Consider the following 12,742-nt stretch of genomic DNA (forward strand, 5'->3'; position numbering starts at 1 on the left):
GACCGGGAAACCACCGCAAGGAGGGCACCGGGTGTGCGCCACCGGACGCGGATCGACGCGGATTGCCGGCCGGCGGCACTTGACTGACGGACGAGCGGCTGGATTGGATCGACGGGTGACTTCAACGACCCACATCAGCAGGACCATCCGGGGGAGCAGAGGCGCGGCGGTGGTCGCCCTGGCGGCGGCTCTGCTGGCGGGCTGTTCCTCCGGCGACGACAAGGCCGACAACCCCCTGACCGGCGGCAAGGCGGACGGCGACAGCGTGGTCGTCGGTTCCAACAACTTCCCCGAGTCCACCCTGCTCGCCGACATCTACGGCGAGGCCCTCAAGGCCAAGGGCATCAAGGTCACGTACAAGCCGAACATCGGCAGCCGCGAGACCACCTACGGGCTGATCAAGAACGGCTCCCTCTCGGTGATGCCCGAGTACAACGGCGCCCTGCTGGCCCACCTCGACAAGAAGGCCACGCCGAAGACCCTGGAGGAGACCGGGGACGCCATCAACGCCAGGCTGGACTCCCGGCTCACCCTGCTCCAGCCGTCGTCGGCGCAGTCCAAGGACTCCGTCACGGTCAACGCGGCCACCGCGGAGAAGTACCACCTCACGGACAAGTCCTCCATCGCCGACCTGAAGGACGTCGCCGAGGACCTGGTCATCGGCGGCTCACCGGAGTTCCAGGCCCGGCAGCAGGGGCTGGCGGGCCTGAAGTCCGTCTACGGCCTGGAGTTCAAGTCCTTCAAGGCGCTGGACACGGGAGGCCCGCTGACGCTGGCGGCGCTGAAGCAGAACGCCGTGCAGGTCGCGGACGTCTTCACCACGGACCCGCACATCACCAAGGAGAAGTTCGTCGTCCTGCAGGACCCGAAGAACCTCTTCGGCTTCCAGAACGTCCAGCCGCTCGTCCGCAAGGGCGCGCTGCCGCAGAAGGGCGTCGACGCGCTGAACGCGGTCTCCGCCAAGCTCGACACCAAGACCCTGCTGGAGCTGGACACCCGGGTGCAGGCGGACAAGAAGGACCCGCTGGACGTCGCCCGGACCTGGCTGAAGTCCGCCGGGCTCGTCTGACACCCACCGGTCCGGGCAGCCGCGGCCCGCGCGGGTCCCCCCGATTCCCGGGGACACCCGCGCGGGCCTGGGCCACGGCTCAGAGGTCGAACTCGTGCGGCGGCAGGTCCAGCGTGTAGCAGGCCTCACGCACCACGGCCTGCTCGGTCTTGTCGAAGTCGCCGTCCGCGCCGCCGATGACGATGCCGATCTGCACGACGGCCCGCGCCTCCGCGGGCTTCTTCTTCGCCTTGGCGATCTCCTGGAGCACGCTCACCTTGCCGAAGGCGAAGTCGGTCGTCAGCTTGTTCAGGTTGTCCTCGAAACGGCGCCTGAGGTCGTCCGCCGGGAAGTTCTGCAACACCTCGTTCGTGGCGATGAGCTGGGCCACCCGCTGCCGCTCCGAGGGGTCCACCGTCCCGTCGGCGGCGGCCACGAGCGCGCACATCGCCATGCTCGCGTCGCGGAACGCGCCGCTCTTCAGATCGTTCTTCCTCGCCACCAACTGGGTCTGCATCTGCGACGCCGACTCCTTGATGCGGTCCCACAGGGCCATGTGCACTCCTCGTACGAGCCGCCGGACACCTCTCGCGGCACCCGGCGGAAACTTCTACAGCAACGTAGAAACTAACGGAGCGGCCGGGAAGTTCCACGGATCCACACCGAGTGCCGGCGAGGTGGGACGTGTCGTGGTGTCCGGTCTCCCGGTCGCGTCAGGCCGCCCTCTCCATTCCTTCCGGCTGCCGTGCCGCCAGGGCCCGCGCCCGCCTGCGGCGCTCGCGGCGGCCGACGCGCGGTTCCTGGTCCGGCAGCCAGCCGAAGGCCAGGCAGCTGCCGACGGCGCCGAGGAGCAGGCCGATGAAGAAGCCGCCCAGGTTGGAGGTGAGCCAGCTGCCCAGGGAGAGCAGCATGCCGGTGATGGAGTAGAACAGCCGCTGGGCGGGGTTGAAGAGGATCAGCAGGCCGAGCAGGACCATGAGGGTCGGCAGGAGATAGCCGGCCAGGCCCTGCATGCCGATGTGCAGCACGACCTTCAGCGAGGCCTTCTCGGTGAGCAGGATCTCGCCGCCGCCCAGGGAGAGCAGCAGTCCGCCCCAGAACGGCCGGCGGGCCCGCCATCCGCGGAAGGCGGGCCTCGGTCCCCGGCGTGTACGGTCCGGCCCGGCCATCAGCAACCCGAGTCGCTGAAGCGCAGCTTGAGCCCGGGCAGCCGGAACACCGCCGCCGTGGTCGCGTAGTTGGTCTGGCGCAGGTCGGCGATGTGCACGTGGTCGGCCTGCTGGCTGAACACGCCGATCGGTCCCTTCACGCCCGCCTTGTCCAGGGTGCTGGCGTCGTTGCCGATCTCGATCTTGTTGAACTCGGCGTCGCCCGACAGCACGGTGGAGTCGGTGGTCAGGTCGGTCGCGGTGACCTTCTTCTTGCCGTTGCCCGCGGTGATCAGCAGATTGGTGCCGCCGAGGTCGACGCTCTGACACAGCTTGGTGAGCGTGGCCTCCTTGATCGCGGAGGTGACGACGAGCACCTGTCCGCCGGTGTCCCCGGCGTTCGGGCTGCCCTCCGCCATGTTGTCGAGCGCGCCGAACTGCTCGAATCCACTGCCGTCCAGGTCCTGCGCGGCGACCGTGAACGGCATGCCGGAGATGGCGAACTGGACGCCCAGCACTCCCTGGGCGGTGAGGACCGCGAGACCCGCGGCCGCGAGGGTGGCGGGAACCGCCATCATCGCGGCGCGGCGGGCCCTGACCCGCCCTCGTCTCGCTCCGCCGGAGCCGGGGGCTCCGGACGGGGTGCCGCCCCCCGGGTTCTCGGGGGTGTTGCCGGTGGACGGGATGTCCGGGGACGAGGCCATGTCTGCTCCCATGTGCATGAATCAATGCGGATTGGGCTTCAGGTGGCGCGGTGTCCTGGCGCGGACAGCGAATGCCGCGCACCCCTCCTCGCGACTCCCGGCGGGTGCGAGGGTTTTCTGGTTACGCGGCAGTAGCCTCCGGCGAAGTTACCGCCGGTTAGTTTGAAGGGTCAAGGGAGATGTGGAAAACCGGTGACGGACCTGCGCGTGCCGTCACCGCGAGCATCAACTCGCGTCCGATGGCTTGACTCTGACGGTTGATCAGGTCTACAACTTCCCCAGTTTCCACGGATCCGTGGCGCCGGATCCGGCAGGCGCGCCAGTCGCGTCCAGCGGCGCTGCACCGGCCGCGTTCCCGGCCCTGTACGGCAACCGCTCCACCTCGCAGCGCGGCTCCGGCACGGGTCGCTTTCCCTCTTTTTCCGCCGTGCCGGCCGCCCCCCTTGCCCGGACCGGCCCGAGGTCTTCCCCCAAGGCCCGTGGCCGGGACCCGGTGTGCCGCCGTCGCGGATCCGCAACGTACGGAGAAGGCGTCACGGCCCCGCGCCGGCGGCATCGCACGCACCGCCCGCCACCCCCCACCGCACCTCATCTGTCCCCCACCTCGGAAGAGAGGCACCCGCATGCGTACGCGCTCCCTCCTCGCCCTCGCCGGCACCGCCACCGCGCTCGGCCTCGTGTGGGCCACCCCCGCGTCCGCGGCCGGCACGGTCCTGACCACCGGCAGCACGGGCGGCACCGCGGTCGCCGTCGGTGACACCCTCACCGCGCCCCTGGCCACCGGCACGCCCGCCACGTTCTACTCCAGCGCGACCGGCACCAGTGGCGTCAAGTGCACCGCGTCCCAGTTCACCGCCAAGGCCACCTCCAACCCGGCCGCGCCCGGCACGGCCACCGAGTCCGTCACCGCGCACACCTTCGACAGCAACACCTGCACCAGCAACGTCACCGGTGTCACCGGTGTCAACGGCATCACCATCAACAACCTGCCGTACTCGGCGACGATCACGTCGAGCGGCACCCTCACGGTGACGCCCCCGAGCGGTTCCGTCATCCAGGCCACGGTCCAGCTGCGCACCCTGCTGGGCTCCGTGACCTGCGTGTACCAGGCGCCCAGCCTGACCGGAAAGGCCGACAACGCCGACAGCAGCATCACCTTCACCAACCAGCAGTTCACCAAGTTCTCCGGATCGTCGCTGTGCTTCACCAACGGCTACTTCACGGCGAAGTACGCGCCCGTCACCGATGCCGGTGCCCGGGTCTACGTGAACTGACCGCCCGGAGGGCCCGGTTCGCGTCGTAGCCGCGAGCCGGGGCTCCTCGCCGCGCACACCGCCGTCGGCGCGTCCCGTGGATACACGGCCGCGCCGGCGGCTTCGCCGTGCCCAGGGGGCGTGGAGGGGCGCGTTCGGCTCTCAAGGGGCGCGAAAGCACCGACCGGTTCTGCTGTTTTGCGCCGGCCTGGCGCTTCGTTGAATACCGGACGTCCGCCTCGTACCGCGACGACCGGGCGGGCGGCGCTCGTCGTCCGGAGCCCGCCAGGGGCCGTCCCGCCGCTGACACGTGTCGTATCGCGTGCGTGGACCTCTGGACTCCCGAACCCGTGTGGTGAGTTATCGTATGCGGGGGATCGAAAACAAACCGCATGTCCTGTTCTTTTGAGGTGCGAGGAGGGGTCACGGGATGGCGAGGCAGTTACGCGCTGAACAGACCCGCGCAACCATCATCACGGCCGCCGCCGACCTGTTCGACCGGCATGGCTACGAATCCACCAGCCTGAGCGACATCGTCGCACATGCGAAGGTCACCAAGGGCGCCCTGTACTTCCACTTCGCGGCCAAGGAGGACCTGGCCCAGGCGATCCTGGAACTCCAGGCGAAGGCCGCGCGGCAGCTCGTGGCCGACATCGAGGGCCGCAGCTGTTCCTCGCTGGAGGCCCTGATGCGCACCACCTTCGGGATCGCCCGGCTCGCCGTCGAGGATCCCGTGCCGCGCGCCGGACTCCGCCTCGCCACCGCGGACATCGCCGTACGGCCGCCGCTGCGGCATCCGTTCACGGAATGGCTGGACTTCGCGACCCGCAAATTCAACGGAGCCGTCCGGGAAGCCGATCTGCACGGGGATCTGGACGTCGGAGTGGTCGCCCACTCCCTCGTCTGCTTCTTCATCGGCACCCGGGTCGCGGGCCGTTCGCTCGAACCCGTCGGGCGGCTGCCGCGCAGGGTCGCCGAGATGTGGCACCTGGTGATCCGGGGCCTCGTCCCGGTGCACCGGCGCCCCCGCTACGTCACCCTGGCCACGCAACTGGAACGGGAGGTCCGCGCCGCCTGAACCGCCGCGGCACGGCAACGGCCGCGCCCCGGAGCCCCCTTCGTCCCCGTGATCGCCGGCACCGGCACCGGTGCCGGCGGCCGGACCCCGCCGACGCCGGCCCGCCGGCGCGGGTCCGTCCGTCAAACCAGTCGCAGTGGCAGCGACTTGACGCCGTTGATGAAGTTCGACACCAGCCGTCCGGCCGGTGAGGCGAGGACCGGCGGGCCCGGCAGGACGCGCAGCACCTCCTCGTGGAGCAGCCGCAGTTGCAGCCGGGCGAAGTGCGCGCCCAGGCAGACGTGCGGGCCGTCCCCGAACGAGACATGCGGATTGGGGGAGCGCGCGGGATCGAACCGGTCCGGGCCGGCGAACACCCGCTCGTCCCGGTTGGCCGCGGCGTGGAACACCACCACCTTGTCGCCCGCCCGGATCCGCCGGCCCGCCAGCTCGGTGTCGCGCACGGCGGTCCGGCGGAACGTCAGCACCGGCGGGTGCCAGCGCAGCAACTCCTCGACGGCCGACGGCAGCCCGGCCCTGCCGGTGCGCAGCGCCTCGTACACCCCCGGACGCTCCGCCAGTGCCAGCAGTCCGCCCGGGGCGGCGGCGCGCACGGTGTCGTTGCCCGCCACGGTGAGCAGGAAGAAGAACATCTCCAGCTCCGCGCCCGCGAGTTCGGCGTCGTGGGCGAGCGTCGTCACGATGTCGTCGGCGGGATGCCGCCGCTTGTGCGCCGCGAGCCGCCCCGCGTAGTCGAACATGTCCCGCAGCATCGCCGGCGAGCGCGGATTCACCGGCCTGCCCGCCCGGTCCAGCACCGCGGGACCGGCCTCGTCCGGGTCCTGGTAGCCGATGACCCGGCGCGTCCAGTCCAGCAGCAGCCCCCGGTCGCCCGCCGGGACGCCCAGCAGGTCCGCCAGGTTCAGCAGGGCGTACTCGTCGGTGACGGTGGCCACCAGGTCGACCGTGCCGTCCCCTTCCCGCGCCCGCGCGAGGGCGCCCGCGAGCAGCGCCCGCGCGCGCTCCCGGGCGATGGCCGCGAACCGCTCCACGCGCCTGGGCGTGAAGGCGCGGCTGACCAGCCTGCGCAGCCGCCCGTGGTCCGGCGGATCCTGGTTGAGCATCATCCGCCGGATGAACGGCAGGTCCGCCGGATCGGGGTCGCGGATCTGGGTCGCGCCCGCGTGGGAGGAGTACGTCCCCGCGTCCCTCAGCACACGGACGACGTCCGCGTGCCGGGTCACCGCCCAGAACCCGGGTCCGGCCGGCCAGCCCAGCACCTCCGGCTCCTCCTGCCAGGCCACCGGATGGTGGTCGCGCAGCACGCGGTAGTCGTCGTAGGGCACGCCCTCGGCGTACCGGCGCGGATCGAAGACGTCCGGCACCGGCGGGGCCGCGCGCCCGCTCACGCCCGTCCGTCCCGGCTCGCGCCGCGCGCCTCTTCCTCCTGGTCCGCGCGCAGGAAGTCCTCGACGGTGCGCACCAGTTCCAGCGGGGTCTCGTCCATGGCGCAGTGTCCGGCGCCGGGCAGGACCGCCAGCCGTGCGCGCGGGTACCAGGACAGCCAGGTCCGCCGCATGACCTCCGGTGACAGCGCCGGGTCGAGCGCGCCGGCCACGGCGAGCGCGGGCACCCCGCCGCCGGCGACCTCGGCGCTGAAGTCCTCGCCCGACCACGAGTCGAGCCAGGCCCGGAACGCCGTGGCGTCGCTGCGCTCCAGCGAGCGGGCGACCATCCGGTCCAGCCAGGCGGCCGGGCGGCGGCCCCCGGTGGTGAAGTCGATGATCGCGCGCCGGTTCTCCGCGCGGTGCGCCGCCTGTGCGAACAGCGCCGCCTGCTCCCCGGCCAGCGGCAGGCCCGAGGCGGGCACAGGCGAGACCCCCACGATCCGGCGCAGCCGGTCCGGGGCCACCGCGAGCAGCCGCTGGGCCACCGCGCCGCCCATCGAGTGCCCGACCACCGAGAACCGCCGCCAGCCGAGCAGGTCCGCCAGCTCCACCAGGTCCGCGGCGGCCCGCGCGGTCGTGTACGGACCCGGGGCGTCCCGGGCCTCGCCGTAGCCGCGCAGGTCGACCAGCGCGTAGGTGAACGCCGTACGGTCCAGGTCCGGCAGCACGGGCGCGTACGCGGACCGGTCGGCGAACCAGCCGTGCACGGCGAACACCCGGTGGGCGCCGTCGCCGTGCACCTCATGGGGCAGCACGAAGGGGGTCATGCGCCTACCGTGGCCCCCGCCCGCGGGCGCGGCAAGGCAGTGAACGCCACAACCCCCGGCCGCGTTGCCGCTTTACCGGAGGGTTCACGCGATGGTGTGATCATGTGCCTTGGGCTGGATGCGAGTCAGGGGGCGAGGGTAGGGCCCGGCCATGACGCAACCGTTCGAACTCCCGCACTTCTACATGCCGTACCCCGCGCGGCTCAACCCGCACCTGGACGAGGCCCGCGCCCACTCCACCCGGTGGGCGCGCGAGATGGGCATGCTGGAGGGCTCCGGGATCTGGGACCAGGCCGACCTGGAGGCACACGACTACGGACTCCTGTGCGCCTACACCCATCCCGACTGCGACGGCCCCGCCCTGTCGCTGATCACCGACTGGTACGTGTGGGTCTTCTTCTTCGACGACCACTTCCTCGACATGTTCAAGCGCACCCAGGACCGCGCCGCCGGCAAGGCGCACCTGGACCGCCTGCCGCTGTTCATGCCCCTGGACCCCGGCACGCCCGTGCCCGAGCCGGAGAACCCGGTGGAGGCGGGCCTGAAGGACCTGTGGGCGCGCACCGTGCCGGCGATGTCCGTCAACTGGCGGCGCCGCTTCTCCGTGGCCACCGAACACCTGCTCAACGAGTCGATGTGGGAGCTGTCCAACATCAACGAGGGGCGCATCGCCAACCCCGTCGAGTACATCGAGATGCGCCGCAAGGTGGGCGGCGCCCCCTGGTCGGCCGGGCTCGTGGAGTACGCGACCGCCGAGGTCCCCGCCGCCGTCGCCGGCACCCGGCCGCTGCGCGTCCTCATGGAGACGTTCTCCGACGCCGTCCACCTGCGCAACGACCTCTTCTCCTACCAGCGCGAGGTCGAGGAGGAGGGCGAGAACAGCAACGGCGTCCTGGTGCTGGAGACGTTCTTCGGCTGCACCACCCAGGAGGCCGCCGACACCGTCAACGACGTCCTCACCTCCCGGCTGCACCAGTTCGAGCACACCGCGCTCACCGAAGTCCCCGCCGTCGCCCTGGAGAAGGGCCTCACCCCCGGCGAGGTCGCCGCCGTCGCCGCCTACACCAAGGGACTCCAGGACTGGCAGTCCGGCGGCCACGAGTGGCACCTGCGCTCCAGCCGCTACATGAACGAGGGCGTGCGGTCCCGTTCGCCGTGGCAGACGCCGAGCGGCCCCGGCACCTCGGCCGCCGACATCGGCGCGCTCCTCGCCTCCGCCGCGCGAAGCCGGCTGCGCGCCTACGCGCACGTGCCCTTCCAGAAGGTCGGCCCGTCCCGCGTCCCCGACCTCCACATGCCCTACGAACTCCAGCTCAGCCCCCACCTCGACCAGGCCCGCGGCCACCTCGTCGACTGGTGCCGGCGCATGGGCATCCTCCAGGAGGGAGTCTGGGACGAGGACAAGCTCGCCGCCTACGACCTCGCGCTGTGCTCGGCCGGCCTGGACCCGGACGCCACCCCCGAGGCCCTCGACCTCAGCGCCCACTGGCTCGCCTGGGGCACCTACGGCGACGACTACTACCCGCTGGTGTACGGCCACCGCAGGGACCTGGCCGCCGCCCGCCTGACCACGGCCCGGCTCTCCCAGTGCATGCCGGTCGAGGGCGAACCGCCCGTCGTCCCCGGCAACGCCATGGAACGCGCCCTCCTCGACCTGTGGACGCGCACCACGGCCACCATGACCACCGACCAGCGGCGCGCCCTGAAGACGGCCGTGGACGCGATGACCGAGAGCTGGGTGTGGGAGCTGTCCAACCAGCTCCAGAACCGCGTCCCGGACCCGGTCGACTACCTGGAGACGCGGCGCGCCACCTTCGGCTCGGACCTCACCCTGAGCCTGTGCCGGATGGGACAGGGACCCGCCGTCCCGGCCGAGGTGTACGCCAGCGGCCCGGTGCGCTCACTGGAGAACGCCGCCATCGACTACGCCTGCCTCCTCAACGACGTCTTCTCCTACCAGAAGGAGATCGAGTACGAGGGCGAGATCCACAACGCCATCCTGGTGGTCCAGAACTTCTTCGGCGTCGACTACCCCTCCGCGCTGACCGTCGTCCACGACCTGATGACCCAGCGCATGCGGCAGTTCGAGCACGTCATCGCCCACGAACTGCCCCTCCTCTACGACGACCTGGCGCTGTCCGGGAAGGCCAGGACCGCCATGGCCGCCTATGTGCTGGATCTGCAGAACTGGCTGGCCGGCATCCTGAACTGGCACCGTTCCGTCGACCGCTACAAGGCCGAGTGGCTGGGCCGCCGCGCCCACGGCTTCCTGCCCGACCGGCCGCCCGCCGTGCCCGTCCCGTCGCTCGGCTGACAATCGCCGAATCTCCTCGTACGGAACGGGGCATTCAGGGAACTTCGGTGCGCTCTCGGGAGTCTTCAGGAGCAAGGGGAACAACAAGTCGCCAACACGGGGGGTGTTCGGCCTTGACCGAGACGATCGAGAGGCTCGCCGCAGACACCGGGCGCGGGCCCGCACCGACCACGAACGAACTGACGCCGTACCTCGCGCCGCTGACCGTGCCGCCCGTCCTGCGGCCCGCCACGGACGACGTCCTGCGCGAGACGGAGATCGCGCTGCGCCCGACCTGGGTGCGGCTCCACCCGCAGCTGCCGCCGACCCTGATGTGGGGCTACGACGGACAGGTGCCGGGGCCGACCATCGAGGTGCGGCGCGGCAGGCGGGTCCGCATCGCCTGGACCAACCGCATACCCAAGGAGAGCGAGCACCCGGTCACCGCGGTCGAGGTGAGGCTGCGCACGGACGGCCGTCCGCAGCCCGGCACCGAGCCCGGCCGCGGGGGCGCCGAGCCGAACAAGGACGTCGCCGCCCTGCCCGCCTGGGTGGTCACCCACCTGCACGGCGCGCAGACCGGCGGCGGCAACGACGGCTGGACGGACAACGCCGTCGGCACCGGCGACGCCCAGCTGTCGGAGTACCCGAACGACCACCAGGCGGTGCAGTGGTGGTACCACGACCACGCCATGAACATCACCCGCTGGAACGTGATGGCGGGCCTGTACGGCACCTACCTCGTGCGGGACGACGAGGAGGACGCCCTCCGTCTGCCCTCCGGTGAGCGGGAGATACCGCTGCTCCTCGCCGACCGCAACATCGACACCGACGAGGACGGCCGGCTCAACGGCCGGCTGCTGCACAAGACGGTGATCGTCCAGGACCGCAACCCGGAGACGGGCAAGCCGGTCTCCCTCCCGTTCACCGGCCCGTACACCACGGTCAACGGCCGGATCTGGCCGTACGCCGAGGTGGACCCGGCCTGGTACCGCTTCCGGCTGGTCAACGCCTCCAACGCGCGCATCTTCCACCTCGTCCTGATCGACGAGGACGGCGAGCCGGTGCCGGGCATCGTCCACCAGATCGGCAGCGATGGCGGCCTGCTGCCGCGCCCGGTGCCGGTCGACTTCGACGCGGAGCTGCCCGACCTGACCGCCGCGCCGGCCGAGCGGTTCGACCTGCTGATCGACTTCCGCGGCCTGGCCGGCCGGACCCTGCGCCTGGTGAACAAGGGACCGAACCGGCCCGCCGGGGAGCCCGACCCGCAGGGGGACGTGGCGTACCCGGACGTGCTCCAGTTCCGGGTCGGTGAGACGTGCGAGGAGGACGCCTTCGAACTGCCCGAGGTGCTCTCCGGCTCCTTCCGCCGCCTCACCCACGACATCCCGCACGGCCACCGCCTGATCCTGCTCACCCCGCCCGCCACCAAGGGCGCCGGCGGCCACCCGGAGATCTGGGAGATGACCGAGACCGAGCGCCCGGCGGGCCTCCGGCTCCCGGCCGACGGCATCGTGCAGGTCACCGGGCCCGACGGCGTCACGAAGACGTACCGGCGCACGGCGCGCACGTTCAACGACGGCCTCGGCTTCACCATCGGCGAGGGCAGCCACGAGCAGTGGAGTTTCCTCAACCTCGCCCCCATCGAGCACCCGATGCACATCCACCTGGCCGACTTCCAGCTGCTCGGCCGCGACGCCTACGACGTCTCCGGCTTCGACCCGGCGGCCGGCGGCACCCGCACCCCGATCCGGTACGACGCGGGGAGGGCGATCCCGCTCGCGCCCAACGAGCACGGCCACAAGGACGTCTTCCGGGTGCCGGGCAACCAGATGCTGCGGATCATGGGCCGTTTCGACGGCGGGTACGGCCGGTTCATGTACCACTGCCATCTGCTGGAGCACGAGGACATGGGCATGATGCGGCCCTTCGTCGTCATGCCGCCCGAGGCCCTGAGGTTCTCCCACGACGGGGCGCACGACGGCCACGGCCACACGGGCTGAGGGACGGCGGCCCCGGCCGGGGACGGCGGGCACGGCCACGCCGGCCGGGGCGCGGTGCGCGGGCCGGCCGGGGGCACGCCGTGCGGGCGGGCCGGGTGCCGCCTGCTCAACCGCGGCGCGGACCGGCACCCGGATCACCGGGTGCGGGTCCGCGCCGCCGCCCGCCGGCTCCGGCCGGAACACCGGCGCCCCGAGGGGAGGGGATGCTCGTGGGTCGGGGTGCCGGCCCGTCGGACATGGCTACCCTCCGCCGTCCGCCGGGCAATCTCACCCTTTCGTGTCTCGTCACGGCCCGCCCGCCCGGGTAGAGCACCGGTCGGAGGCGAGCGAACCATGGAACCGACCGCTTTGCGGCCCAAGCCGATCCCCGGTCAGCACCGGCAGGACGAGGGCGCCCCGGGCCCCGCCGGCCGCCCGCACGCCGCGCCCCGGCGCGCACGGCGGCTGCGGACCCTGCTGCTCGGCGCGGGCGCCGGCACCGTACTGCTGCTCTGCGGCATCGGCATCGGCATGGCCGGCGCCACGATGACCGGCGTCGGCGGACCCGGCGGGCCGCCCCGCCAGGGCCCACCGCCCGGCCCCGCGTCCCCCGCCGCCCCCCGGGACCCCGCCCCGCCCGGCGCGACCCTCGGCGTGGAAGTGGCCGACGGCGAGCAGACGGGCGCGCTGGTGGTCGCCGTCCACGTGCCCGGCCCCGGCTACACGGCCGGCCTGGTCCGCGGGGACGTCGTGCTCCGGCTCGGCGCGGCCCGCGTCGGCACCGCCGCCGACCTCGCCCGCGCCGTCACCCGCTCGCTGCCCGGAAAGGCGCTGCCGCTCACCGTGCGCCACCACAGCGGTGCCCTCCAGCAGTTGACGGTGACCCCGGGGCTGGTCACCTGACCCCTCCGCGAACCGGCACAGCGCCCCACCGGACCCGGTGAATCCGCTGGTCACCATCCGTCCCACGCGTCATCATGGGCCCATGCCCAGCCCCTTCCCCGCGTGCCGCCGAACGCCCGTTCCCAGGATCGGGTCGCGT

At 72.1% G+C, this 12,742-nt stretch carries 11 protein-coding genes; 6 read left to right on the forward strand and 5 right to left on the reverse strand.

From position 1 onward, the window contains the following. Positions 1-115 precede the first annotated feature (115 nt). Positions 116-1,069: an ABC transporter substrate-binding protein gene (locus ACZ63H_RS12550; RefSeq protein ID WP_469864135.1), complete on the forward strand. Its 954-nt coding sequence runs from the start codon at positions 116-118 to the stop codon at positions 1,067-1,069. A gap of 79 nt (positions 1,070-1,148) precedes the next feature. On the opposite strand, the gene ACZ63H_RS12555 is transcribed toward ACZ63H_RS12550, so the two are convergent. From ACZ63H_RS12555 to ACZ63H_RS12565, 3 genes are all read right to left on the reverse strand, one after another. After that, positions 1,149-1,604 carry a tellurite resistance TerB family protein gene (locus ACZ63H_RS12555; RefSeq protein WP_469864137.1) on the reverse strand — a complete coding sequence of 152 codons (456 nt, stop codon included), beginning with the start codon at positions 1,602-1,604 and terminating at the stop codon, positions 1,149-1,151. 157 nt (positions 1,605-1,761) lie between these two features. After that, positions 1,762-2,217 carry a DUF6114 domain-containing protein gene (locus ACZ63H_RS12560; protein WP_469864139.1) on the reverse strand — a complete coding sequence of 152 codons (456 nt, stop codon included), beginning with the start codon at positions 2,215-2,217 and terminating at the stop codon, positions 1,762-1,764. Beyond that, entirely contained in the window at positions 2,217-2,900 is a 684-nt protein-coding gene (locus ACZ63H_RS12565) for a DUF6230 family protein (protein WP_469864240.1), read from the reverse strand. The genes ACZ63H_RS12560 and ACZ63H_RS12565 overlap by 1 nt, the downstream gene beginning before the upstream one ends. 623 nt (positions 2,901-3,523) lie before the next feature. On the opposite strand from ACZ63H_RS12565, the gene ACZ63H_RS12570 reads away from it, so the two are divergent. Further along, positions 3,524-4,174, forward strand: a complete 651-nt coding sequence (locus tag ACZ63H_RS12570; protein WP_469864141.1) for a Tat pathway signal sequence domain protein — start codon at positions 3,524-3,526, stop codon at positions 4,172-4,174. Positions 4,175-4,583: 409 nt separating this feature from the next. Beyond that, positions 4,584-5,231, forward strand: a complete 648-nt coding sequence (locus ACZ63H_RS12575; RefSeq protein ID WP_469864142.1) for a ScbR family autoregulator-binding transcription factor — start codon at positions 4,584-4,586, stop codon at positions 5,229-5,231. A 122-nt stretch (positions 5,232-5,353) separates the two neighbouring features. Here the strand turns inward: ACZ63H_RS12575 and ACZ63H_RS12580 are convergent, their stop codons facing one another. Next, positions 5,354-6,619 (reverse strand): cytochrome P450, encoded by a 1,266-nt coding sequence (locus ACZ63H_RS12580; protein ID WP_469864144.1) that lies wholly within the window; start codon positions 6,617-6,619, stop codon positions 5,354-5,356. Then, positions 6,616-7,425, reverse strand: coding sequence for an alpha/beta fold hydrolase (locus ACZ63H_RS12585; RefSeq protein WP_469864146.1), 810 nt, complete (start codon positions 7,423-7,425; stop codon positions 6,616-6,618). The genes ACZ63H_RS12580 and ACZ63H_RS12585 overlap by 4 nt, the downstream gene beginning before the upstream one ends. A 151-nt stretch (positions 7,426-7,576) precedes the next feature. On the opposite strand from ACZ63H_RS12585, the gene cyc2 reads away from it, so the two are divergent. From cyc2 to ACZ63H_RS12600, 3 genes are all read left to right on the forward strand, one after another. Then, positions 7,577-9,739, forward strand: a complete 2,163-nt coding sequence (cyc2, locus tag ACZ63H_RS12590; RefSeq protein WP_469864147.1) for a germacradienol/geosmin synthase Cyc2 — start codon at positions 7,577-7,579, stop codon at positions 9,737-9,739. A gap of 113 nt (positions 9,740-9,852) precedes the next feature. After that, on the forward strand, positions 9,853-11,721 hold the full coding sequence (phsA, locus tag ACZ63H_RS12595; RefSeq protein ID WP_469864149.1) for an O-aminophenol oxidase PhsA: 1,869 nt from the start codon (positions 9,853-9,855) through the stop codon (positions 11,719-11,721). 333 nt (positions 11,722-12,054) lie between these two features. Next, the gene (locus tag ACZ63H_RS12600) at positions 12,055-12,603 is read left to right on the forward strand and encodes a PDZ domain-containing protein (RefSeq protein ID WP_469864150.1); all 549 of its coding nucleotides are present in this window, start codon (positions 12,055-12,057) and stop codon (positions 12,601-12,603) included. Positions 12,604-12,742: the final 139 nt, after the last annotated feature.

It is taken from the genome of Streptomyces sp. NPDC104831, from assembly GCF_055583025.1.

Excerpts from the sequence above, each read along its gene's own strand:
- ACZ63H_RS12555 (WP_469864137.1), bottom strand. The coding sequence starts at position 1,604 with ATGGCCCTGTGGGACCGCATCAAGGAGTCGGCGTCGCAGATGCAGACC.
- ACZ63H_RS12560 (WP_469864139.1), bottom strand. The coding sequence starts at position 2,217 with ATGGCCGGGCCGGACCGTACACGCCGGGGACCGAGGCCCGCCTTCCGC.
- ACZ63H_RS12565 (WP_469864240.1), bottom strand. The coding sequence starts at position 2,900 with ATGGCCTCGTCCCCGGACATCCCGTCCACCGGCAACACCCCCGAGAAC.
- ACZ63H_RS12570 (WP_469864141.1), top strand. The coding sequence starts at position 3,524 with ATGCGTACGCGCTCCCTCCTCGCCCTCGCCGGCACCGCCACCGCGCTC.
- ACZ63H_RS12575 (WP_469864142.1), top strand. The coding sequence starts at position 4,584 with ATGGCGAGGCAGTTACGCGCTGAACAGACCCGCGCAACCATCATCACG.
- ACZ63H_RS12585 (WP_469864146.1), bottom strand. The coding sequence starts at position 7,425 with ATGACCCCCTTCGTGCTGCCCCATGAGGTGCACGGCGACGGCGCCCAC.
- cyc2 (WP_469864147.1), top strand. The coding sequence starts at position 7,577 with ATGACGCAACCGTTCGAACTCCCGCACTTCTACATGCCGTACCCCGCG.
- ACZ63H_RS12600 (WP_469864150.1), top strand. The coding sequence starts at position 12,055 with ATGGAACCGACCGCTTTGCGGCCCAAGCCGATCCCCGGTCAGCACCGG.